At 73.6% G+C, this 21,493-nt stretch carries 23 protein-coding genes; 14 read left to right on the top strand and 9 right to left on the bottom strand.

The window, feature by feature from the left end; translation table 11 throughout:
• Window positions 1-78: 78 nt before the first annotated feature.
• Window positions 79-1,002 (bottom strand): mycothiol synthase, encoded by a 924-nt coding sequence (mshD, locus tag ABZ457_RS10335; protein ID WP_359156015.1) that lies wholly within the window; start codon window positions 1,000-1,002, stop codon window positions 79-81.
• A 248-nt stretch (window positions 1,003-1,250) separates the two neighbouring features.
• Here mshD and ABZ457_RS10330 point away from each other — a divergent pair, with 248 nt between their 5' ends.
• Complete coding sequence (locus ABZ457_RS10330; RefSeq protein WP_359156012.1) at window positions 1,251-3,083, top strand: bifunctional metallophosphatase/5'-nucleotidase; 1,833 nt, start codon at window positions 1,251-1,253, stop codon at window positions 3,081-3,083.
• Between the two features lie 144 nt (window positions 3,084-3,227).
• Window positions 3,228-4,103 (top strand): phosphatidylinositol-specific phospholipase C, encoded by an 876-nt coding sequence (locus ABZ457_RS10325; protein WP_359156010.1) that lies wholly within the window; start codon window positions 3,228-3,230, stop codon window positions 4,101-4,103.
• Window positions 4,104-4,140: 37 nt separating this feature from the next.
• Here the strand turns inward: ABZ457_RS10325 and ABZ457_RS10320 are convergent, their stop codons facing one another.
• From ABZ457_RS10320 to ABZ457_RS10290, 7 genes are all read right to left on the bottom strand, one after another.
• Window positions 4,141-4,680 (bottom strand): hypothetical protein, encoded by a 540-nt coding sequence (locus ABZ457_RS10320; protein ID WP_359156008.1) that lies wholly within the window; start codon window positions 4,678-4,680, stop codon window positions 4,141-4,143.
• Window positions 4,681-4,730: 50 nt separating this feature from the next.
• On the bottom strand, window positions 4,731-5,288 hold the full coding sequence (locus tag ABZ457_RS10315) for a hypothetical protein (RefSeq protein ID WP_359156006.1): 558 nt from the start codon (window positions 5,286-5,288) through the stop codon (window positions 4,731-4,733).
• Window positions 5,289-5,535: 247 nt separating this feature from the next.
• Window positions 5,536-7,044 (bottom strand): HAMP domain-containing sensor histidine kinase, encoded by a 1,509-nt coding sequence (locus ABZ457_RS10310; RefSeq protein ID WP_359156004.1) that lies wholly within the window; start codon window positions 7,042-7,044, stop codon window positions 5,536-5,538.
• A complete protein-coding gene (locus tag ABZ457_RS10305) occupies window positions 7,041-7,754 on the bottom strand; it encodes a response regulator transcription factor (RefSeq protein ID WP_359156002.1) in 714 nt (237 codons plus the stop codon). The genes ABZ457_RS10310 and ABZ457_RS10305 overlap by 4 nt, the downstream gene beginning before the upstream one ends.
• A gap of 21 nt (window positions 7,755-7,775) precedes the next feature.
• The gene (locus tag ABZ457_RS10300; RefSeq protein ID WP_359156000.1) at window positions 7,776-8,933 is read right to left on the bottom strand and encodes a trypsin-like peptidase domain-containing protein; all 1,158 of its coding nucleotides are present in this window, start codon (window positions 8,931-8,933) and stop codon (window positions 7,776-7,778) included.
• Window positions 8,934-9,088: 155 nt separating this feature from the next.
• Window positions 9,089-10,117 (bottom strand): LacI family DNA-binding transcriptional regulator, encoded by a 1,029-nt coding sequence (locus ABZ457_RS10295; RefSeq protein ID WP_359155998.1) that lies wholly within the window; start codon window positions 10,115-10,117, stop codon window positions 9,089-9,091.
• 23 nt (window positions 10,118-10,140) lie between these two features.
• The gene (locus tag ABZ457_RS10290; protein WP_359155996.1) at window positions 10,141-10,920 is read right to left on the bottom strand and encodes a response regulator transcription factor; all 780 of its coding nucleotides are present in this window, start codon (window positions 10,918-10,920) and stop codon (window positions 10,141-10,143) included.
• A 620-nt stretch (window positions 10,921-11,540) separates the two neighbouring features.
• Here ABZ457_RS10290 and ABZ457_RS10285 point away from each other — a divergent pair.
• The 7 genes from ABZ457_RS10285 (at window position 11,541) to ABZ457_RS10255 (ending at window position 16,944) form a co-directional block, all read left to right on the top strand.
• Complete coding sequence (locus tag ABZ457_RS10285) at window positions 11,541-11,795, top strand: MoaD/ThiS family protein (protein WP_018847194.1); 255 nt, start codon at window positions 11,541-11,543, stop codon at window positions 11,793-11,795.
• A 688-nt stretch (window positions 11,796-12,483) separates the two neighbouring features.
• A complete protein-coding gene (locus ABZ457_RS10280; RefSeq protein WP_359156110.1) occupies window positions 12,484-13,905 on the top strand; it encodes a hypothetical protein in 1,422 nt (473 codons plus the stop codon).
• A 235-nt stretch (window positions 13,906-14,140) separates the two neighbouring features.
• A complete protein-coding gene (locus ABZ457_RS10275; protein ID WP_359155994.1) occupies window positions 14,141-14,890 on the top strand; it encodes a DUF2993 domain-containing protein in 750 nt (249 codons plus the stop codon).
• Between the two features lie 219 nt (window positions 14,891-15,109).
• The gene (locus ABZ457_RS10270) at window positions 15,110-15,193 is read left to right on the top strand and encodes a putative leader peptide (protein ID WP_355648638.1); all 84 of its coding nucleotides are present in this window, start codon (window positions 15,110-15,112) and stop codon (window positions 15,191-15,193) included.
• A gap of 148 nt (window positions 15,194-15,341) precedes the next feature.
• Window positions 15,342-16,181: a sulfurtransferase gene (locus ABZ457_RS10265; RefSeq protein ID WP_359155992.1), complete on the top strand. Its 840-nt coding sequence runs from the start codon at window positions 15,342-15,344 to the stop codon at window positions 16,179-16,181.
• 46 nt (window positions 16,182-16,227) lie between these two features.
• Window positions 16,228-16,515: a DUF1416 domain-containing protein gene (locus ABZ457_RS10260; protein WP_359155990.1), complete on the top strand. Its 288-nt coding sequence runs from the start codon at window positions 16,228-16,230 to the stop codon at window positions 16,513-16,515.
• Between the two features lie 162 nt (window positions 16,516-16,677).
• On the top strand, window positions 16,678-16,944 hold the full coding sequence (locus ABZ457_RS10255; RefSeq protein WP_359155987.1) for a DUF3099 domain-containing protein: 267 nt from the start codon (window positions 16,678-16,680) through the stop codon (window positions 16,942-16,944).
• A 20-nt stretch (window positions 16,945-16,964) separates the two neighbouring features.
• On the opposite strand, the gene ABZ457_RS10250 is transcribed toward ABZ457_RS10255, so the two are convergent.
• Window positions 16,965-17,327 (bottom strand): DsrE family protein, encoded by a 363-nt coding sequence (locus ABZ457_RS10250; RefSeq protein WP_359155985.1) that lies wholly within the window; start codon window positions 17,325-17,327, stop codon window positions 16,965-16,967.
• 231 nt (window positions 17,328-17,558) lie between these two features.
• On the opposite strand from ABZ457_RS10250, the gene ABZ457_RS10245 reads away from it, so the two are divergent.
• From ABZ457_RS10245 to ABZ457_RS10225, 5 genes are all read left to right on the top strand, one after another.
• On the top strand, window positions 17,559-18,230 hold the full coding sequence (locus ABZ457_RS10245; protein ID WP_359155982.1) for a hypothetical protein: 672 nt from the start codon (window positions 17,559-17,561) through the stop codon (window positions 18,228-18,230).
• The gene (locus ABZ457_RS10240) at window positions 18,227-19,114 is read left to right on the top strand and encodes a hypothetical protein (protein ID WP_359155980.1); all 888 of its coding nucleotides are present in this window, start codon (window positions 18,227-18,229) and stop codon (window positions 19,112-19,114) included. Before ABZ457_RS10245 ends, ABZ457_RS10240 begins: the two co-directional genes overlap by 4 nt.
• Before the next feature lie 134 nt (window positions 19,115-19,248).
• Window positions 19,249-20,085: a hypothetical protein gene (locus ABZ457_RS10235; protein WP_359155978.1), complete on the top strand. Its 837-nt coding sequence runs from the start codon at window positions 19,249-19,251 to the stop codon at window positions 20,083-20,085.
• Window positions 20,086-20,337: 252 nt separating this feature from the next.
• Window positions 20,338-20,910 carry an FABP family protein gene (locus ABZ457_RS10230; RefSeq protein WP_018847182.1) on the top strand — a complete coding sequence of 191 codons (573 nt, stop codon included), beginning with the start codon at window positions 20,338-20,340 and terminating at the stop codon, window positions 20,908-20,910.
• 50 nt (window positions 20,911-20,960) lie between these two features.
• A complete protein-coding gene (locus tag ABZ457_RS10225) occupies window positions 20,961-21,488 on the top strand; it encodes a Fur family transcriptional regulator (RefSeq protein WP_359155975.1) in 528 nt (175 codons plus the stop codon).
• Window positions 21,489-21,493 lie beyond the last annotated feature (5 nt).

Genomic DNA, 21,493 nt, shown 5'->3' with positions numbered 1-21,493 from the left:
GAAAGGGTGGTGCAAGAGAGGGGGCGGCGTCAAGTCCCGCCGCCCCCTGCCCGGTTGGCCCGCCAGGTACGTGCGTGCTTACGACTCGGTGCGGTACATCAGGTCCACCTCGTGCGTGACGAAGCCCAGTTGCTCGTACACCCGCAGGGCCGCCGTGTTGTCCGCGTCCACATAGAGCATCGCGGTCGGCAGGCCCTGGGCGGCGAGGTGGCGCAGGCCGGTCGCGGTCAGAGCCTTGCCGAGGCCGCCGCCCTGGGCGTCCGGGCGGATGCCGACCACGTACACCTCGCCCAGCTGCTCCTCGGCGTGGACCTTGGTCCAGTGGAAGCCGATGAGCTCGCCGTCGCGCTCGGCGAGGAAGAAGCCCCGCGGGTCGAACCAGGGCTCGGCCTCGCGGTCGTCGAGGTCGCGCCGGGTGAGCGAGCCCTGTTCGGGGTGGTGGGCGAAGGAGGCGGCGTTCACCGCGAGCCAGGTCTCCTCGTCCTGCCCGGGGACGAACGCCCGGACGGTGACACCCGGCGGGTAGTCGCGCGGCGGGACGGAGTCCGGGCCCAAGGGGCGGCGGAGCTGGCGCAGTTCGCGGAAGAGGGTGAGCCCGAGGACCTGCGCCAGATGGCGGGCGGCCGACTTCCCGTCGTGCGCCCACATCCGCAGCCGCTTGCCGGAGGCGTCCAGCAGCGCGGTGCCGAGGGCCCGGCCGTGGCCCCGGCCGCGGTGTCCCGGGGCAATCACCAGCTCGGCGGCGGGGGCCTCGACCGGGTCGGTGTCCTCCAGTTGCGCGTAGCCGACGAGCTGCCCGTCCACCGTGAGCAGGAAGTGCCGCACGCCCTCCCGGGGGCCGCCGCGCAGCTGGAGGCGGCCCTGTTCGGAGACGGCCTGCGTGCCGTCGGAGCGGGCCGCCTCGGCGAGCAGTGCGAGGACGGCCTCGGCCTGGTCCGCGGTGAGTTCGTCGAGGGCGTGGATCTGCCGGCCGGGTCCCGGAATCACTGCGTCGATCGTCATGGGTCCACGGTACGGCGGCCGGGTGCGGGGCGGTGGGGCGCGCGCGGCGGCGGAACGGTTCCCCGGGGCTCCCCGGGCGGGTGAAGTGTCCGGTTCGGTCGTTTCCTGGCTGTCCGTGGGCGAAAGGCAACCAGGTCGTAACCCGCATCCCCTGTCGCGCTACGCGCGTTGACCCTAGGCTGCGGCCCGGCGGGCCGTCCGCGGGCGGTCCCCACCAACCCTCCACGCTGGAACTGACAAGGGGACAGATGTCAGCGAGATCCCATAACCACCGCGCGTCCCGGCGCGCCCGGCGCCTGCTCGCCGCGGCCGCGGGACTGGCCACCGTCGGCGCCCTGGTCGCCGCCATGCCCGCCGGGGCCGCCCACGGCGACCGCCACGGCGGTGACCGGCACGGACACCCCGCCAAGCCGCGCACGGTCGATGTGCAACTCCTCTCCTTCAACGACCTGCACGGCAACCTGGAGCCGCCCGCCGGCTCGGCCGGCAACGTCTCCGAGATCCAGCACGACGGCACCGTGAAGTCGATCCCGGCCGGCGGCGTCGAGTACCTGGCGACCTCGCTGCGCACCGCGCGCGGCGGCCACCCGTACTCGGTGACCGCGGCCGCCGGCGACCTCGTCGGCGCGAGCCCCCTGCTGTCCGGCCTCTTCCACGACGAGCCGACCATCGAGGCGCTCAACAAGCTGAACCTGGACGTCGCGGGCGTGGGCAACCACGAGTTCGACGAGGGCGCGGTCGAGCTGGCCCGCCTGCAGAACGGCGGCTGCCACCCGACCGAGGGCTGCTACGAGAAGGGCCGCAAGTTCAAGGGCGCGGACTTCCCGTACCTCGCGGCCAACGTCACCAAGGAGAAGACCGGCAAGCCGATCCTCAAGCCGTACACGGTCTGGAAGAAGAACGGCGTCAGGATCGGCTTCATCGGGGTGACCCTGGAGGGCACGCCGGACATCGTCAGCGCGAACGGCATCAAGGGCCTGAAGTTCCACGACGAGGTCAAGACCATCAACAAGTACGCCCGTGAGCTGGAGCGCAAGGGCGTCAAGTCGATCGTGGCGCTGATCCACGAGGGCGGTTTCCCGGCCTCGCCGTCGTACAACTACGACTGCGACTCGCCCGGTCCGGGCGACGGCATCTCGGGCCCGATCGCGGAGATCGCCAAGGGCATCACGCCCAAGGTCGACGCGCTGGTCACCGGCCACACGCACCAGGCGTACGTGTGCACCATCCCGGACCCGTCCGGCAAGCCGCGGATGGTCACCTCGGCCTCCTCGTTCGGCAAGCTCTACACGGACACCACGCTCACCTACGACAAGCGCACCCACGACATCGTGCGCACGGCGGTGACCTCGGCCAACCACGTGGTCAGCCGCGACCAGGCCAAGGCCAAGGACATGACGGACCTGATCAGCCGCTGGAACACGCTGGCCGCGCCGATCGCGAACCGTCCGCAGGGCTTCATCTCCGCCGACATCCCGGGCCGCGGCTCCACCGCGCCGGAGACCCCGCTCGGCGACCTGATCGCCGACGCCCAGCTCACCGGGCTCGCCCCGGCGGACAAGGGCGGCGCGCAGCTCGCGCTGATGAACCCGGGCGGCATCCGCTCCGACCTGGTGTTCAAGGCGTCCGGCAGCGAGGGCGACGGTGTGGTGACCTACGGCGAGGCGTTCACCGTCCAGCCGTTCACCAACATGATGAACGTGGTCGACCTGACCGGCGCCCAGCTGATCACCACGCTCCAGCAGCAGGTCAGCGGCCCGAACGAGGCCGCCCCGAAGATCCTCCAGGTCTCGAAGGGCTTCACCTACACCCTGGACCTGACGAAGACCGGCGCCGCCCGGATCGTCACGGACTCGGTGAAGCTGAACGGTGAGGCGATCGACCCGGCGAAGACCTACCGCGTCGCGATGAACGAGTTCCTCGCGGGCGGCGGCGACGGCTTCGCGGTCCTGAAGGAGCACAGGAACAAGCTGGTGGGCGCGTCCGACCTGGACGTCTTCAACGCCTACCTGGCGGCCAACTCCTCGGCCTCCGCGCCGATCGCGCCGCCGGCCGCGGACCGGATCACCGTGATCCGGTAGTCCTCGGCACGACCCCCATGAGGGCGGGGCGGCCGGTCCGGCGTACGGACCGGCCGCCCCGCTCTGTGTGTGAACGCCGGCGGGCGCGAACCCCCGGTGTACGAACCCTGGTGGTTGTTGTCGTGTGCGCGACATACTCCGCGCATGGACCGACGCAGATTCCTCGCAGGCGCCGCGGCCGTCTCCGCCACCGCCCTGCTCGGCGCCCCCCGCACCGCCGTCGCCGCCCCCCGCCGCACCACCCTCTCCGTACAGGACTGGATGGCCGGGGCCGCCGACTCGACGCCCCTGCAACGACTCACGATCCCCGGCACCCATGACTCCGGCGCCCGCTTCGGCGGACCCTGGAGCGAGTGCCAGAACACCACCATCGCCCAGCAGTTGACCAGCGGCATCCGCTTCCTCGACGTCCGCTGCCGGGCCATCGACGGCTCCTTCGCCATCCACCACGGGCCCTCGTTCCAGAACATGATGTTCGGGGACGTGCTCATCGCCTGCCGCGACTTCCTCGCCGCGCACCCCTCCGAGACCGTGCTGATGCGGGTCAAGCAGGAGTACTCCGGCGAGAGCGACGCGGTCTTTCGGGCGATCTTCGACGACTACCTCGACCGCCGCGGCTGGCGGCCCCTGTTCCGGATCGGGGACGGCGTCCCGGCGCTGGGCGAGGCCCGCGGCCGGGTCGTGCTGCTCGGCGACAACGGCGGCCTGCCCGGCGTCCGGTACGCCGACGGCGCGCACTTCGACATCCAGGACGACTGGAACGCCCTGCCCGACCCCAAGTACGCCAAGATCCAGGCGCACTTCCGCAAGGCGGCGCAGCAGCCGGGGAAGCTGTTCGTCAACTACGTCAGCACCTCGGCGTATCTCCCGCCGCGCTGGAACTCGGACAACCTCAACCCCCGGGTGCACCGCTTCCTCGACGGCGAGGCGAGCGGCTGGCGGGGGCTGGGGATCGTGCCCATGGACTACCCCAACACCCGTGCCGGACTGGTGGAATCACTGATCCGCCACAACGGCTGAGGCGGCGTCCGGGGTCTCCTGGGAGTATTGGCACCTCCTAGAGCTCGTCGCAGATGCGGCGGGCCGTGGCGATCTCCTTCTTCGCCTGCGCGTCGAACTCGTAGGTGGTCAGGAAGCGGTCGGACGCCCGGGACAGGGCGTCGGCGAGGGGCTTGTGCGCCGGGTCGCCGCCCGCCGCCGCGGCGGCCAGGGTGACCGCGCCCGACCAGCGCTGGTGGACGACGAGGGAGGCGTCGCGGTCCTCGGCCCGGAAGTCCGCGATGTCCACGTCCGCGAGCGCGGCGCAGGCGCCCCGGGCGTCCCGCGCCGCGACCTCGCCGGAGGCCGCCCCGCCCGTGAGGGCCCAGGCGGCCCCCACCGCCCCGCCGCCGACGACCAGCCCGGCGACGAGGGCCGCGACCACCGGCCCGCGTCCGCGACGCGGTGCGGCGGCCGGGGCGGGCGCACCGAACCCCGGCGGCCCCGGAGGCTGCTGCGGAAGGTGCGGGGCGGGCGAACCCGGCTGCTGTGCGTACGGGTTGGGCTGCGCGTACGGGTCGGCGGGGTCCGGGTGGCGGGGCGGCTGCTGGGGCTCCATGCCGTCGACCGTACCGACGGCACCCGGACACGACCGCGGCGGGGCGGCGGTCAGCGCCCGCCCGCGCCGGGACCCGGCAGGGCCGGCACCGGCCCGGTGAACCCCGCGCGCATCCGGCGGTCGTGGGTGACCGTCACCAGCGTGCCCGGGTACGCGGCGAGCGCCTCCTCCAGCTCCTCCACCAGGGCGGGGGAGACATGGTTCGTCGGCTCGTCCAGGAGGAGCAGGTCGACGGGTTCGGCCGGCAGCAGCGCCGACTCCAGGCGCCGGCCCTGCCCGACCGAGAGGTCCCGCAGCGGCCGGCCCAGGTCGCGCGCCCGGAACAGACCGGTCGCGGTGAGGGCCCCGGCCCGCTCCTCGCCGTACGCCCGGGCGAGGGTGCGGCCGTCCGGCACCGGCGGGGGTGGTCTGACGCAGCAGACCGGTCCGCGCCGGGCGGGCCACCGTGCCTTCCGCCGGGGCGAGTTCACCGGCCGGCACCCGCAGCAGTTCGGGGGCGGCGGCGAGGGCGGCGGCCAGCGCCAGGCGGCCCGGCGGCCGCCCGAGAGGGTGCCGAGGGGCCGGTCGCGGGCGAGCCGGGAGCGGTCGCCGAGGCGGTGCGGCAGCACCTCGGTGCGCCGGTCCGCGTCCGGCCCGCCGCGCAGCTCGTACGCGGTGAGCAGCCGCTCGTACTCCGCCAGCCCCTCCTCGCCGGTGCGGTGCAGCTCGGCCTCGGCCGCGCGGATGCGGTGCTCCAGGGTTCGCAGCGGGGCGAGCGCCCGGTCGATCGCGTCCCCGACCCGGGCCGACGTTTCGTCTCGCGAGCTGCCGGGCGCCCCTCCGGCCCACCCGGAGCGACCACCGGCCCGCGCCCGCTCAGCGGCCCGTCGTCGCCGGTGGCGGGGTCGGCGCCCCGGGCAGCCGGATCGCGACCCGCGTCCCGCCGCCGTCCGCCCCGGTCAGCACCACCTCGCCGCCCGCCTGCTGCACCGTCCGCGCCACGATCGACAGGCCCAGGCCGGACCCGGGCAGCGACCGCGCCGACGGGGAGCGCCAGAACCGCTCGAAGACATGCGGCAGTTCCTCGGCCGGGATGCCAGGACCGTGGTCGCGCACGGTCAGTTCGCCGTCCCGCAGCCGCACCTCCACCCGGCCGCCGGGCGGCGAGAACTTCACCGCGTTGTCCAGGACGTTGACCAGCGCCCGTTCCAGGGCCGCCTGTTCGCCCCGCACGTACCAGGGGGAGAGGTCCGCCGCGAAGTCCAGCTCCGGACCCCGCAGCCGGGCCCGCTCCAGGGCGCCCTCCGCGATCTCGTGCAGGGCCACCACCTGCACCTGACGGCCGGGTGCGGCGCCCTGCGGACGGGACAGTTCCTGGAGGTCGCCGATGAGTGCGGCCAGCTCCGTCATCTGGGCCTTCACCGAGGCGAGCAGCGCCCTGCGGTCCTCCGGCGGGATCGCCCGCCCGGTCTCCTCGCTGCGCGCCAGCAGCTCGATATTGGTCCGCAGCGAGGTCAGCGGGGTGCGCAGCTCGTGCCCCGCGTCCGCGATCAGCTGCTGCTGGAGGTCCCGGGAGGAGGCGAGCGCGGCCGTCATGGAGTTGAACGAGCGCGACAGCCGGGCGATCTCGTCGTCCCCCTCCACCGGGATGCGCACGCTCAGGTCCTCGGTCCGGGCCACGTGCTCCACCGCGCCGGTGAGCCGGTCGACGGGCGACAGCCCGGCCCGCGCCACCCACAGCCCGGTCGCCCCGGCGCCGACGACCCCGATCCCGGAGACCAGGAGCAGCAGCAGCGCGAGGTCGCCGAGGGTCCGCTCGGTCTCCTTCAGCGGCGCCCCGATGGACAGGGCGGTGCCCTGCACCACGCCGACGCCGATACCTCCGTCCGGGCCCTGGTCCAGGACGACCGGCACGGTCAGCACCCGCACCGGGTCGCCCTCGGTGTCCGTGGCGTTGTGCAGGCTCTGGAACTTCGGATCGGCCCGGCGGGCCACCTCGCGGTCCTCCCCGGTCACCCGCAGGGTTCCCATGGAGTCGCCCGAGATGACGCAGGGACCGCCGTCGCCGGCGCGCACCAGTTGGTAGTAGTAGTCGCGCGGCGGGGCGAACTCGGTCTGCGGCGCGGCCTCGGACGGACAGCTCCGCAGCGCCGCGGCGATCGCCCCGGCCCGGAGGTTCAGCGTCTGGCGGTTGCTCTGGAGCCTGTTGTCCACCTCGTCGTACAGCTTGCCGCGCACCACGAACCAGCAGGCCACCGAGACGGCCGCGACCGCGAGGGCGACCGCCGTCGCCACCAGCAGCGCGAGCCGGGAGCGCAGGGGCAGCGCGCGGAAGCGCCCGAGCGGCCCGCGCCGCGCGGGCCCCGGTGCCGCCGGTCCGCTCACTCCGGGCCGCCCGCGCGGAGTGCGTAGCCGACCCCCCGGACGGTGTGCACCAGGCGCGGTTCGCCACCGGCCTCGGTCTTGCGCCGCAGGTACATCACGTACACGTCCAGGGAGTTGGAGCTGGGCTCGAAGTCGAAGCCCCAGACCGACTTGAGGATCTGCTCCCGGGTGAGGACCTGCCGGGGGTGGGCCATGAACAGTTCGAGGAGGGTGAACTCGGTCCGGGTCAGCTCGACCCGGCGCCCGCCCCGGGTGACCTCCCGGGTGGCGAGATCCATCCGGAGATCGGCGAAGGTCAGCACGTCCTCGTCGTCGGAGGCGTCCCGCGCGGCCGCGTAGGAACTGCGGCGCAGCAGGGCGCGGATACGGGCGAACAGCTCGTCCAGTTCGAAGGGCTTGACCAGGTAGTCGTCCGCGCCGGCGTCCAGGCCGGTGACCCGGTCGCCGACGGTGTCGCGCGCGGTGAGCATCAGGATCGGCACCCGCGAGCCCGCGGCCCGCAGCCGGCGGGCCGCGGTCAGTCCGTCCATCCGGGGCATCTGGATGTCGAGGACGATCAGGTCCGGTCCGTACGCCTCCGCCCGGGTGAGGGCGTCGATCCCGTCCACCGCCGTCTCGGTGGCGTAGCCCTCGAAGGCGAGGGAGCGACGGAGCGCCTCGCGCACGGCGGGCTCGTCGTCGACGATCAGGATGCGCTCGCCTTCACTCATGCGGTCCAGACTCCCACGCCGTCAGTCGTTCCCGCCGGAGCGGAGGGTGTCCAGGTCGGCCTTGACGGTGTCGATCGGGATGGCGAAGCCGAGGCCCACGCTGCCCGCGGTCGAGCCGTTCGCGGAACTGGGCGAGTACATGGCCGAGTTGATGCCGATGATCTCCCCGTTCATGTTGATCAGCGCGCCCCCGGAATTGCCCGGGTTGAGGGAGGCGTCGGTCTGGATGGCCTTGTAGGTGGTGGTGGAGTCGCCGGTGTCGCCGTTGAACTCCTGGCCGCCGAACTCGAACGGCCAGTCCTGCCGGGAGTCCTGGCGCGGCTGGCGCTGCTCGTCCTTGGCCACGGTCACGTCCCGGTCGAGGGCCGAGACGATGCCGCTGGTCACCGTGCCGGTCAGGCCCTCGGGAGAGCCGATGGCGACGACCTCGTCGCCGACCTTCACGTCTCCCGAGTCGCCGAGCGCCGCCGCCTTCAGGCCGGAGGCGCCGCGCAGCTCGATCAGGGCGAGGTCCTTGTCGGGGTCGGTGCCGACGACGTCGGCGGTGAAGGTCCGGCCGTCGCTGAGGCGCACCTTCACGGTGTCCGCGCCGGAGACGACGTGGTTGTTGGTGACGATCTCCCCGCCGGAGGTGATGATCACCCCGGAGCCGGTGGACTGACCGGAGGAGGTGGAGGCGCTGATCTCCACGATGCTCGGCGACACCGCCTGGGCGACGCCGGCCACGGTGCCCTTGCTGGACTGCGAGACGTTCGTCCCGGTGACCGAACCGCCCGTGCCGCCGGAGGCCCGGTCGCCGAGGAGCTGGTCCACCAGGAGGGAGCCGGCGCCGCCGACGGCACCGGCCGCGATGGCGACGGCGGCGATCAGGGCGACGGGCCGCTTGGCGCGGCGGCGCGAGCCGGGTGCGGCCGGGGCGACCGGGCCGGCGGTGGCGGTCCGGAGCGTGGTGCCCGGGCCCGGTACGTACGCGGAGCCGCCGTCGCCGGGCCAGACGGTGACCGGGGGCCGCGGGGGCTCCTGGGGCGGCGGCGGGAATCCGGCGCCGTCCGTCCGCGTGCGCGGGGCCGTGTACGGGTCGCCGTGCGGGGCGGGGGTGTGCGCCCACGCGGTGGGGGCGGGCTGCTGCGGGTACGGATGGCCGGTGTCGTCGCCGCTTCGGCGGTGGTCTTCGCTCATGCCGTCGACTCTCGGGCCCGTAGATGAGAGCCGTCTGAGACGCCACTGAGAAGCCCGGAAGAACCCCGTATGCCCGGGATAAAGAATGCGCCCCGGGCCGTCCGGGCCCGGGGCGCACGACCTGCCGAGCCCGCCCGGACCCGGGGCTGGTGCCGCTACGGCTCGCCGCAGCCGCAGGAGCGGCGGATCACCAGGCCCGACGGGAACTGCTTCACCCGCTCACGGCGGGAGCCGGCCACCCGGAGGCCGTCGTCCAGGACCAGATCGACGGCCGCCCGGGCCATCGCCGGGCGGTCGGAGGAGATCGTGGTGAGCGGCGGATCGGTGAGCGCCGCCTCCTTGACGTCGTCGAAGCCGGCCACCGCCAGCTCGCGCGGCACGTCGATGCGCAGTTCGCGCGCGGCCCGCAGCACACCGAAGGCCTGGTCGTCCGTGGAGCAGAAGATCGCGGGCGGCCGCTCCGGACCGGACAGCAGCTTCAGCGCGACCTGGTACGCGTCGTAGCGGTTGTAGGGCGCCTGGAAGAGCCGGCCCTCGGTGGACCGGCCCGACTCCTGCATGGCGCGCCGCCAGCCCTCGACGTGGTCCGCGACCGGGTCGCCGACCGCCGGGGTGTTCTCCACGCCGCCGAGGCAGGCGACATACGCGTGGCCGTGCTCCAGGAGATGCCGGGTCGCGAGCTGCGCTCCGCCGATGTCGTCCGTCACCACGGCCACGTCGTCGATCGCCTCGGGTCTCTCGTGCAGCAGCACGACCCGCGCGTCCCACGCCTCGATCTCGGCCGCGGCCCGCTCGCTGGGGCCCTGGCTGACCAGGATCAGCCCGGAGACCCGCATACCGAGAAAGGCCCGCAGGTAATGGACCTCGCGCTCGTCGCGGTAGTCCGAATTGCCGACGAGCACCATTTTCCCGCGTTCGGCGGCGGCCTGTTCGACCGCGTGCGCCATTTCCGCGAAGAAGGGCTGCCGGGCGTCCGGCACGATCATGCCTATGAGGTCCGTCCGCCGCGAGGCCATCGCCTGCGCGACCCGGTCGGGCCGGTAGCCCAGCTCCTTGATCGCCGCGAGTACCCGCTCGCGCGTGGCCGGGGCGACCGGCCGGGGTCCGTTGTTGATGACGTAGCTGACGACGGCGGTCGAAGTACCCGCCAGTCGCGCAACGTCGTCCCGCGTCACCTTGGCCACGCGCGAAGTCTACGCGGGGTGACCTACCTCTGGGCAGGGCGTACGGCGGCTTCCTCGGCGACCGCCTCGTCCTCCGTGTGGGTGACGGCCGCGGCGGCCTTCGCCTTGGCCTCCTCGGCCGCGCGTTCGACCTTCTCCGGGGCGACGAAGCGGTACCCGACATTCCGGACGGTGCCGATGAGGGACTCGTGCTCGGGGCCGAGCTTGGCGCGCAGCCGCCGTACGTGGACGTCGACCGTCCGGGTGCCGCCGAAGTAGTCGTAGCCCCAGACCTCCTGGAGCAGCTGGGCGCGGGTGAAGACCCGGCCCGGGTGCTGCGCGAGGTACTTGAGCAGCTCGAACTCCTTGAAGGTGAGGTCGAGCACCCGGCCCTTGAGCTTGGCGCTGTAGGTCGCCTCGTCCACGGAGAGGTCGCCGTTGCGGATCTCCATGGGGGAGTCGTCCGAGGTGATCTGCTGGCGGCCCATGGCGAGCCGCAGCCGCGCCTCGACCTCGGCGGGCCCCGCGGTGTCCAGCAGGACGTCGTCGATGCCCCAGTCCGCGGTGACGGCCGCGAGGCCGCCCTCGGTGACCACGAGGATCAGCGGACAGCCCGGCCCGGTGGAGCGCAGGAGCTGGCAGAGGGAACGCACCTGCGGGAGGTCCCGCCGGCCGTCGATCAGGATGACGTCGGCGCCGGGGGTGTCCACGAGGGCGGGGCCCTCGGCGGGGGCGACCCGGACGTTGTGGAGCAGCAGTCCGAGGGCGGGCAGCACCTCGGTGGAGGGCTGGAGGGCGTTCGTCAGGAGCAGCAGAGAGCTCATCGCGTGTCATCCGCCCGGTTCGCCCTGCGGTGGTCGTCTGGGGTTCGGTGTCCGGTCCTGTGCTCGGTTCGCTCGTCCATGACGTCGGTTCCTCCTCGGTCCCTGCGAGGACGCCTGCGGCACTGCTTCGTACTGCTTCTTCGTTACCGCTTCGTAAGCGTTGCTTCCGTCCCGCACCGGCTCCCGCGCGCCTGGAAGCCGGTGTGAGCTCTTGTTCACCTGGCCGTAACAACGACCGGAAAACGCAAAAGGACCCGGGGGCTGCTCTGCCCGGATCCTCTGCCGAGCACAATAGCCCAGATGCCTTCCGCGCAAGAGGGCGGATTTCACACTGTGGACGTGTCCTGGATCTCCTCCCGCCCCTTGCACGCAACATTTCCGGCCCGGTACGGGGCGGTGACCAGCGCGGCGGACGGGTGATGCCGGTGGGCCGTACCGCGCTGTATACGGGGGCGGCGCGTGGCGGCACGGGGGGCGCGAAGGGCGCGCGCGGGGGCACGGGCGGGGCCCGCGGCGGTGTCCGGGCGGGTGGTGTCCGGCCGCCGGGGAGCGGCCTCCCGGCCGCCGGGGCGATGACCCATCATGGAGGGCGGCGCGACACGAACGAGAGGAGTGCCGCTATGGCAGCGGGGACCATCCGCTACTGGGCCGCGGCCAAGGCGGCGGCCGGGACGGCGGAGGAGCCGTACACGGCCGGCACGCTCGCCGAGGCGCTCGACGCGGTGCGCGAACGCCACCCGGGCGAACTGAGCCGCGTCCTCCTCCGGTGCTCGTTCCTTGTCGACGGTGACCCCGTCGGGACCCGGAGCCATGAGACCGTACGCCTTGCCGAGGGCGGCACGGTCGAGGTGCTCCCGCCGTTCGCAGGAGGGTGAACCGCACAGCATGAGCAGCGATCAGCAGTACCCGTACGACCCGTACCGGCAGCAGCCGCCGGCCTGGCAGTCGCACGAGGACCGGGCCGCCGGTCAGGGGTACGGGCACCAGGACGGGGGCGCGGCCGCGGCGCAGACCTGGCAGGGCGAGACCTGGGACACCCAGTACCAGCCGGTGGTCCCGCCCACGTCCGCCCCTGCGGGGCCGCTGCCGCCGCATGCCCCTGCGGGGGCGCCGCCGGAGGCGGGCTACGCGCCGCCGCACGGGGGCGGCTTCCCGCCGCCCGGCACCGCGCCGGTCCCGGGCGCCGGCCGGGTGCCCGGCACGCCCGCCGGACCGCCTGCTCCCACCCCTGGGGGCGCCGGCTACGCGCAGGGCGGGGGGTCTCCCGTGCACGCGGGTGCCCACCCGTCCCACGGGGGCGGCCACTCGGCGCCGGGCGCGGGCCTCGGGGCGGCCGCCTCTGCACCGGACGGCGTCGGCCACGCGCCGGACCCGGGCCGCGCGTCGTACGGCACCGGGGTCCCGGCCCACCCGGCGCCCGAGGCGGGTTACGCGCCGCCGCACGGTGCGGGGCTCGCGCAGGGTGGGGGCTCGTCCGTGGACGGGGGCGCGTACCCGGCCCACGGCGCGAGTGCCCAGCCATCCCACGCCGCCGGCCTGTCCGCGCACGCGGACGGCTACTCGATGCCCGAGGCGGGTTACGCGCCGCCGCACGGTGCGGGGCTCGCGCAGGGTGGGGGCTCGTCCGTGGACGGGGGCGCGTACCCGGCCCACGGCGCGAGTGCCCAGCCATCCCACGTCGCCGGCCTGTCCGCGCACGCGGGCGGCCACTCGGTGCCCGAGGCGGGTTACGCGCCGCCGCACGGTGCGGGGCTCGCGCAGGGTGGGGGCTCGTCCGTGGACGGGGGCGCGCACCCGGCCCACGGCGCGAGTGCCCAGCCATCCCACGCCGCCGGCCCGTCCGCGCACGCGGGCGGCCACTCGGTGCCCGAGGCGGGCTACCCGGCGCCGCATGGCGCGGGGCTCGCGCACGGCCCGGGGGCTCCCGCGCACGCAGGCGCGTATGCCTCCCACGGAACCGGCGTCCCGGCCCACGCCGCCGGGCTGTCCCCGCAGGCGGACGGCCACCCGGCGCAGGGCACGGGCCTCGCGCAGGGCGCGGGCCACCCCGCGCCCGAGGGCGGCGCCGCGCACGCGTACGGGGACGCTGCCCCTGGCGGGCACGGCGGCGGCTACCCCGCCTACGGCGCGGGCGCGCCGTCCCACGGCAGCGGCGTACCGCCGCACGGCGGCGCCCCCGTCACCCCCGACGGCTACAGCACCCCCACCACCGGCGGCAACGCGCGGATCACCGATGCGCAGCGGGCCCGGGCCGAAGGGCGGTCGCCGATCATTCCGCCCGGGATTCAGCCTGCCGGGCTGACCGCCGGGCTCGGGCTGCTGCTCGCCGGTGGCGCCGCGCTCGGCCCGTACGCGCTGCTGGTGCCGCTCGTCCTGCTCCAGGCGGTGACCGCCGCTGGCTGGTTCCGGCTGAACGGGATGTGGCCCGCCCGCCAGGGCATCGCCCTCGCCTTCGCCGGCGGCCTCGCCGCCGACATCGCGCTGCTCGCGGCCGGTGACGGCGATGCGACCGGCGCGATCCTCGGCACCCTCGGCGTCTGGGTGCTCCTCACCCTCGTCCTCCAGCTGCGCAGCCGCGCCGCCGCCGACGAGCGGCTCTACGGACTGATGGCCACCGTCGTGTCCGCCGCCCTCGCGATCCTGGCGACCGCCCACCTCGCCGCCGCGCCCGACGCGGTCGTGGCCGGCGGGATCGCCGTCGCCGCGACGGCCGTCGCCCGGGCCCTCCCCCTGCCCGGCCCGCTCTCCGTGGCCGTCTCGCTCGGCACCGCCGCCGGTGCCGGGGCCGTGGCGGGCGCGCTGGCCGGACTCGGCGCCGGCGACGGCGCGCTGCTCGGCGCGGTCGCCGGGGCCTGCGCACTGATCGGCCTGCGGGTGGCCGGCTACGACTACCCGTCGCGCTTCGTGCACATGACCGCCGGCGTCGCCCTGCCGCTGACGGCCGCCGCGCCCGCGATGTACCTCCTCGGCCGCGCGCTCGCCTGACCCGCCGTCCCGGTCCCGGGGCCGGAGCGGGGACATGGGACGCCGCTCTCCGGGGCAGAGGCACCGGGCAGGCGGTGAAGCAGGGCCGGTGCGCGACCGGGCGCACCGGCTCCGCGCGGCTCCCGGAACCAACGGCGGTCCCGGGACGTCGATCATTGAGCGGATGGCGTCGTCCGGACCGATTTCGCCCGTGGGCGGCCGGGGGCCACAGACAGGGTGGGGGACACCGAACACAATGCGTGCACTGCGGATACTGCTGATCGTCGCCGTCGTCCTCGGCGGCCTCTTCGTCGCCGCCGACCGGCTGGCGGTCAACTACGCCGAGTCGGAGACGGCCGACCGCATCCGGACCAGCCAGGGCCTGGACCGGACGCCCGAGGTCTCCATCCACGGCTTCCCCTTCCTGACCCAGGTCCTCGGCAAGGAACTGGACGAGGTCGACGTGGCGCTCGCCGACCTCACCGCCACCGCCGGCGGCAACGAGGTCAATGTGACCGAGGCGCGCGCCGAGTTGCGCGGGGTGCGCATCGACGGCTCCTTCTCCTCCGCGACCGCCGCCCGGGCCGACGGCTCGGCCCGGATCTCCTACGCGGACCTCACCGAGGCCGCCCCCGGCGAGGCCGAGGTCACCTACGCGGGCCCCGAGCGCGCGGCCAAGGGCCAGGTCAAGGTGAGCGGCCCGCTGGTGAAGCTGCTGGAGGACGCGGACGTCCCGCTGCCGGAGGCGGCGAAGGCCCTGATCGGCGACCGCGAGGTCGCCACGTACAGCACGGTGACCCTGGTGGAGGGGGCGACGGTCCGGCTGAAGGCCGAGTCGCTGCCGAAGCTGCCGCTGCCGGGCTTCGAGGAGCGGCTGCGCAAGGCCGTCGACCTGGACCTGAGGATCGAGGGGCTGCCGTCCACCATCACGCTCGACAAGGTGGAGGCCGGGGAGACCGGGCTGCGGTTCTCCGGCACGGGCGAGGGCGTCCGGCTGACGGGCTGAGCCCGGCACGGGGCCCGGCCCGGGGAGACGCGCCCGGACGGCCGTTGGCCGCATGCTGAGACAGCGCCGTCCGGCAGGCAGATGAAGTGAGGGCGGAGCCCCCGCGCACCGCGCGGGAGAGGGCTTCACCCCTCTGTCCGTACCGCATAGTGGACGATCGCGTCTCACGATACGACACGCCGGTGACATCGCGCCCGTCTCGTCCCTACGATCGGTGCCATGAAGCAGCGACAGGCGGATCTCACGAAGCGGCGGGCAGTAGACCTGTGCCGCGTCGCCGCCATGCTCTGTCGCACCGTCTGAGCGGGTTCACACTCCCGTATCCCTCAGGCCCTCCGACCCTCGACGTCGGGGCCGCTCCGTGCAGGTCGACGCGCCGTCCGCGCGTCCCGCACACCCCGCGCACCACGCCCGCGCACCACCGCCGCACACTGCCCCGGAGGAGAAACTCATGAGCCGCAGCGACGTCCTGGTCGACGCCGACTGGGTCGAGGCCCGCCTCGACGACCCGAAGGTCGTCATCGTCGAGGTCGACGAGGACACCTCGGCCTACGACAAGAACCACATCCGCAACGCGATCCGCATCGACTGGACCAAGGACCTCCAGGACCCGGTCCGCCGTGACTTCATCGACCAGGAGGGCTTCGAGAAGCTCCTGTCGGCGAAGGGCATCGCGAACGACTCCACCGTCGTCCTCTACGGCGGCAACAACAACTGGTTCGCCTCCTACGCCTTCTGGTACTTCAAGCTCTACGGCCACGGCGACGTCCGCCTCCTCGACGGCGGCCGCAAGAAGTGGGAGCTGGACTCCCGCGACCTGGTCGCCGAGGTCCCGGCCCGCGAGGCCACGGACTACAAGGCCAAGCCGCAGGACACGTCCATCCGCGCCTTCCGCGACGACGTGGTGAACGCGATCGGCAGCCAGAACCTGGTCGACGTCCGCTCGCCCGACGAGTTCAGCGGCAAGCTCCTCGCCCCGGCGCACCTCCCGCAGGAGCAGTCGCAGCGCCCCGGCCATGTGCCGAGCGCCCGCAACATCCCGTGGTCGAAGAACGCCAACGACGACGGCACCTTCAAGTCGGACGAGGAGCTGAAGGCCCTCTACGCCGACGAGCAGGTGGACCTGGCGAAGGACACCATCGCCTACTGCCGCATCGGTGAGCGTTCCGCGCTCACCTGGTTCGTCCTGCACGAGCTGCTCGGCGTCGAGAACGTCAAGAACTACGACGGCTCGTGGACCGAGTACGGCTCCCTCGTGGGCGTGCCGATCGAGCTCGGCGCCAACAAGTAACCGGCGTCAACAGACCACCCCGATCCGACCTTTCTGGAGTAGCAACATGTGTGGAGCGAAGGCCGGCGGCCCCGACGCCTCGACGATCAAGCCCGGTGAGACCACCATCCAGGGCCAGGTGACCAAGGACGGCGAGCCCGTCACCGGTTATGTGCGCCTGCTGGACTCGACCGGCGAGTTCACCGCCGAGGTCCCGACCTCCGCGACCGGGCAGTTCCGCTTCTACGCGGCCGAGGGCACCTGGACCGTGCGGGCGCTCGTCCCGGGCGGCACCGCGGACCGCACCGTCGTGGCGCAGACCGGCGGTCTCGCCGAGGTCGCGATCGCGGTCTGAGGTCCGAAACGACCCGCATCACCCGCATCACCTGCACGACCTGACCGGCCGAAGGGCCGCACCTCCTGGGGGTTGGACGCTACCGGGAACGAGGTGCGGCCCTTCGGTCATGCCGGGTTCCGTTCCGGGGGCGCGTCCGGGGCACGGTCGTACCCTGGAGGCATGCTCGCCCGGAGGCGCCGCACCTACTTCCTGATGATGGGCGGCTGCCTGGTCCTGTTCGTGTCCGCCTGGGCCGTCGTACGGCTCTGGTCGGTGCCGGTCGCGGTCGGGATGTGCGTGGTCGCCATGGTGATCCCGCCGGTCGCCGCGGTGATGGCCAACCGGCGCGGCCCGGACGACCGCTGGTGGGACGACCCGTCCGGGGACCCGAAGTCCGACGAGTGGTGGGACGAACTGGACGGCAAGCGCCGCCGCCCGCCGTCCTGACGTCCCGCGTACGCGAGACGTCAGTAGACGAGGGCCTGGACGCCGTCCTGCACGGCCTCGCTCACGAACACCTGCGCCCCGGCGATCCGTACGCCCTCCAGCACGTCCTTCTCCGTGATCTCGCGCCGCGCCGCGCACTGCGTGCACAGGGTGACCGACCCGCCCGCCAGGATCGCGTCCAGCAGCTCGGGCAGCGGTGCCGCGTGCGGGAGTTCGAACTCGGCGGCCCGCCCCGGCAGCGTGAACCACGACGACTCACCGGTCAGCCACAGCGACACCTCCACCCCGCTGGCGACGGCGACGGCCGCCACCGTGAAGGCCTGCGAGCAGCGTTCGGGAGCGTCGGCCCCGGCGGTCACCTTGATCACGAGCTTCTTCGCCATATGCCGAACTGTAGTGCTCCTGACCACAACCCCCGGTAGGCGCTGCGGGTCAGCTCTGTGCGCGGATACGGAATCCGCGCCTCAAGTCTCGTGGGGGGACTCACTTGGAAACGCAGGACACCGGGGCCGCCGCGCCACCACCGGCGCCGGACACCCCGCCGGGGGTGCCGGACACCCCGGCCCCGGCCGCGCCGCCGGGGCCGGACCGCCGCACTGATCGGCGCGGCCGCGGTGCTCGGCCTCGTCGCGGGCACGGTCACCGGCTACGCGGTGCAGTACCAGCGGGAGCCCACCCCGCTGCCCGTGCTGTCGCAGCCCGACCTCCGCACACCGAAGCCGGTCGCCGCCGGGCCGGACACCACCACTCGCTCGCTCAACGCGAACCGCTGGGTCAAGACTGACGGTGACCTGCGTGAACTCCTGCTGCGGAAGCCCAAGGGCGCCAAGACCGAGGTCAAGGCCGACTGGGAGGACCTCTACTCCTTCGCGCACTGGTTCGAGGAGGAGGAGTCGATGTTCCGGGAACTCCTCGCGGACGAGTTCCGGCGCTCCGCGAGCGTCAGCTGGTCCCAGCGCGGCCGGGTCTACGTCGACATCCGCCTGATCCAGTTCCGCGAACAGGAGGAGAAGAAGGCGGAGTCCTTCGGCGAGGGCCAGCAGTGGTACCTCGACGAGGACGACTGGGCGGGCAACGACGGTGAGCCCATCCCCGGCAGCGCCGACGGCCGCACCTACGTCTTCGACGAGCCCCTCCGCGAGGCGGGGTACGAGCCCCTGTACCGGGGCCGGGCCGTGGCCTGGCGGGGCGACATCGTGATGATCATCGAGTACGCGGACAACGCGGGGCCGGTCGACGAGAAGGCCCTGAAGTCGCTCGCGAAGCGCCAGTTGGAGCGACTGTGAACGAGCCGACGAACCCGGGCGGGCAGCCGGAGCCGCAGCCGGCACCCGAGACACCGCCGACCCCCGCCCAGGCCACCGACCCGACCCCCGAGCCGACCACGGACCCGACCGCCGAGGCGGCAGTGGACCCGGACACCGCCCCCGCCCCTGCCTCGGCCGTGCGCCGACGCCGGCGGCGCCTGGCCGCGCTCGTCGCCGCCGTGGTGTGCACGGGCCTGGTCGCCGGCGCGGGCGCGTGGGGCTGGTCCGCCCTCCAGGACGCGGACCGCACCGCGCCGACCGTCCTGTGGGCCGAGCCCGACCCGGACACCGTGGGACCCGTCCCCGAGGCGGAGCCCACCGGCCTCGCCGCCCATCTGCTGCCCGTACCGGCCCACTACCGCCCCGGCCCCGACATCAAGGGCTTCGGCAACGACGGCGTCCTCAACGAGGCGCGGGCCGTCGCCCTGCTCAAGGAGGGCACGCGCGGTCTGCCGGGGCCGCAGCGCAAGCGGTTCGACAAGGCCGTCCGCGACCTGCGCGTCAAGGGCCTGGCCATGCGCAGCTACCGGTCGGTCGACGCCGAGTTCGTCGTGGAGACGCAACTCGCCCAGCTGGAGAACAAGAAGGCCGTGAGCGGGATGACCGCCTTCCACAAGAGCCTGGCGGACGCGTCCGGGTTCTTCCGCAAGGGGCCGAAGATCACGGGCCACCCGAAGGCCGTGTGCCTGCGGATGCCGAAGATCGACGGCATGGCGATCGACGGCATGGTCTGCACCGCCCCCGTGGGCGAGATCCTCGTGCGCGTGTACGCGTACGGGCCGAAGGGGCTCCCGCTCGGAACGATCAAGGAGTTCGTGGGCGACCAGCTCGACCACGTCACGTCGCCCGGGGAGGCCGTGTGAGCACCGACGCCGTATCCGAGCCCGTGGCGACGCCGCCGCCCACGACCCCTCCGCCGCCCGGGGCTCCGCCGGAGACCCCCGCGCCGGCGGAGGGCCCCGCGCCGACGGAGACTCCCACGCCGGCGGAGGGCCCTGTGCCCCCGGCAGCCCCCGCCGCGCCCGAGCCCACCGTCCCGCCGGAGGCGCCCGCCCCCGCCCCCGTGGTGAAGGACCGGCGGGTGTTGCGGGCCGTGCTGCGCTGGACGGCCGCCGTGGCCGTCTTCGCCACCGTCGCCGCCGGCAGCGCGTACGCCGTCGTGGATCGCGAGCGGACCGACGTCCCCGGCCTCGCCACGCTGGACGACGGCCGCTGGACGTACCCGAAGCTGAGCAGGCCCGCGCTGCCCGCCGGTGCCCCGCTTCCCTTCGCGCCCTCGAACCACGGCGAGATCCACTACGCCGACCTGGAGAAGCTGCTGCTCCCCGCCCCGGCGGGGGCCGCCGCGGACCCGTCCCTGCGGGGCGAGCGGAGCCGGGTCGGGGTCGAGCGCTATCTCAAGGAGTACGTGGCCGACGACCGCGAGCTGCTGCGCGAGCACCTGCGGGAGTCCCGGGTGCGCGAGGTCGTGGCCCGCGGCTGGCGGATGCCGGACGGCACCACCACCCGGATCTTCCTGCTGCGCTTCCACACCTCGGCCGTCGCCGGGGACTACTTCGACACCGAACTGGGCGGCGGACCCGACACCCTCCTCCAGCCCGTCGGCGTCGAGGAGATGTCCTCCTACGACGAGGACTACGACAAGTCGGCCGACGTCACGTCCACCGAGCGCTATGTCTACGACGAGCCGGCGCCGCGCGGGCCGGTCCACGTCCGGCACGCGTACATCACGGCGGGCGACACGATCGCCCTCGTGGTTCTGTCCCGCAAGGGCGAGGTCCCGGCCGTCCCCTTCCACCAGACCGTCGTCCTCCAGAACCAGCTCCTCGGCTGAGCCCCCGGGCCGGCCCCGGCGGGCCGGGCCCACCTCGCAGAACGGGCCGCACCCCCAGCGACTAAGCTGGGTGCGGCCCGTTCTGCCGTCACGCGTCGTCGAGGAGCCCTCCCGTGATCGTTTTCTTCGAAGCCCTGCTGGTCCTGGTCTGCGTCGGCGTGCTCGCCTTCACCGGTCTGGCCGTGAAGAAGCTCTACCAGGGCCAGCGCTGACCTTCCGTACCGCCTCCGCCTCCGAACGACAGAGCTGCTCATGATCGAGATTCCGTCCGACCTCAACCCGGACCTCGTGCCCCTGGCCTTCCTCCTCGGTACCTGGGAGGGCGCGGGCGTCTCCGACTTCCCCGGCGCCGAGAAGTGCAACTTCGGCCAGTCCGTCACCTTCAGCCACGACGGGCGGGACTTCCTCGAATACGTCTCGCACTCCTGGGTGCTGGACGGTGAGGGCAACAAGGTCAAGCCCCTGGAGAGCGAGAGCGGCTACTGGCGGATCGACAAGGACCGCAAGGTCGAGGTCGTCATGGTCCGCGACCAGGGCGTCGTGGAGATCTGGTACGGCGAGCTGGCCGACCAGAAGCCGCAGATCGACCTGGTGACCGACGCCGTCGCCCGGACCGCCGCGTCCGGCCCGTACAGCGGGGGCAAGCGCCTCTACGGCTACGTCAACAGCGACCTGATGTGGGTCGGCGAGAAGGCCACCCCCGAGGTGGAGCTGCGGCCGTACATGTCCGCGCACCTGAAGAAGGTCGTCACGCCCGACGAGGTCGCCAACTGGGCCAAGGACCTGGGCGATCTGCCCGACGACGGCATCGCCTTCTTCAAGTAGGCAGCCTCCGGGCAGGCGGCCCCCGGGCCGCCGCTGCCTACACTGGGGGCGTGGTGACCACCGACTGGAAGACCGATCTGCGCAAGCGCGGTTACCGGCTGACCCCGCAGCGCCAGCTTGTCCTCGAAGCCGTGGACACCCTTGAGCACGCCACCCCGGACGACATCCTGTGCGAGGTGCGCAAGACGGCGTCGGGCGTCAACATCTCCACGGTCTACCGGACCCTGGAGCTGCTGGAGGAACTGGGCCTGGTCTCCCACGCCCACCTCGGCCACGGCGCCCCGACCTACCACCTGGCCGACCGGCACCACCATCTGCACCTGGTGTGCCGGGACTGCACCGGGGTCATCGAGGCGGATGTGACGGTGGCCTCCGAGTTCACCGAGAAGCTCCGCCGCCAGTTCGGCTTCGACACGGACATGAAGCACTTCGCGATCTTCGGCCGCTGCGAGGACTGCACCAAGCGCAGCGAGAGCGCCAAGCGCACCGAGAGCACCAAGCGCGGCGAGAGCGCCGACAGCACCAACAGCCCCGACGGCACCGACAGTGCCGGGAAGACGCCCCCTACCGGGTCGTAGGCTTG

This window comes from Streptomyces sp. NPDC005805, from assembly GCF_040630445.1.
Lineage (GTDB): Bacteria > Actinomycetota > Actinomycetes > Streptomycetales > Streptomycetaceae > Streptomyces.
This window is presented reverse-complemented; position numbering and strand designations above follow the sequence as displayed.

Excerpts from the sequence above, each read along its gene's own strand:
- mshD (WP_359156015.1), bottom strand. The coding sequence starts at position 1,002 with ATGACGATCGACGCAGTGATTCCGGGACCCGGCCGGCAGATCCACGCC.
- ABZ457_RS10330 (WP_359156012.1), top strand. The coding sequence starts at position 1,251 with ATGTCAGCGAGATCCCATAACCACCGCGCGTCCCGGCGCGCCCGGCGC.
- ABZ457_RS10325 (WP_359156010.1), top strand. The coding sequence starts at position 3,228 with ATGGACCGACGCAGATTCCTCGCAGGCGCCGCGGCCGTCTCCGCCACC.
- ABZ457_RS10320 (WP_359156008.1), bottom strand. The coding sequence starts at position 4,680 with ATGGAGCCCCAGCAGCCGCCCCGCCACCCGGACCCCGCCGACCCGTAC.
- ABZ457_RS10305 (WP_359156002.1), bottom strand. The coding sequence starts at position 7,754 with ATGAGTGAAGGCGAGCGCATCCTGATCGTCGACGACGAGCCCGCCGTG.
- ABZ457_RS10300 (WP_359156000.1), bottom strand. The coding sequence starts at position 8,933 with ATGAGCGAAGACCACCGCCGAAGCGGCGACGACACCGGCCATCCGTAC.
- ABZ457_RS10290 (WP_359155996.1), bottom strand. The coding sequence starts at position 10,920 with ATGAGCTCTCTGCTGCTCCTGACGAACGCCCTCCAGCCCTCCACCGAG.
- ABZ457_RS10285 (WP_018847194.1), top strand. The coding sequence starts at position 11,541 with ATGGCAGCGGGGACCATCCGCTACTGGGCCGCGGCCAAGGCGGCGGCC.
- ABZ457_RS10280 (WP_359156110.1), top strand. The coding sequence starts at position 12,484 with ATGCCCGAGGCGGGTTACGCGCCGCCGCACGGTGCGGGGCTCGCGCAG.
- ABZ457_RS10275 (WP_359155994.1), top strand. The coding sequence starts at position 14,141 with ATGCGTGCACTGCGGATACTGCTGATCGTCGCCGTCGTCCTCGGCGGC.
- ABZ457_RS10270 (WP_355648638.1), top strand. The coding sequence starts at position 15,110 with ATGAAGCAGCGACAGGCGGATCTCACGAAGCGGCGGGCAGTAGACCTG.
- ABZ457_RS10265 (WP_359155992.1), top strand. The coding sequence starts at position 15,342 with ATGAGCCGCAGCGACGTCCTGGTCGACGCCGACTGGGTCGAGGCCCGC.
- ABZ457_RS10260 (WP_359155990.1), top strand. The coding sequence starts at position 16,228 with ATGTGTGGAGCGAAGGCCGGCGGCCCCGACGCCTCGACGATCAAGCCC.
- ABZ457_RS10255 (WP_359155987.1), top strand. The coding sequence starts at position 16,678 with ATGCTCGCCCGGAGGCGCCGCACCTACTTCCTGATGATGGGCGGCTGC.
- ABZ457_RS10250 (WP_359155985.1), bottom strand. The coding sequence starts at position 17,327 with ATGGCGAAGAAGCTCGTGATCAAGGTGACCGCCGGGGCCGACGCTCCC.
- ABZ457_RS10230 (WP_018847182.1), top strand. The coding sequence starts at position 20,338 with ATGATCGAGATTCCGTCCGACCTCAACCCGGACCTCGTGCCCCTGGCC.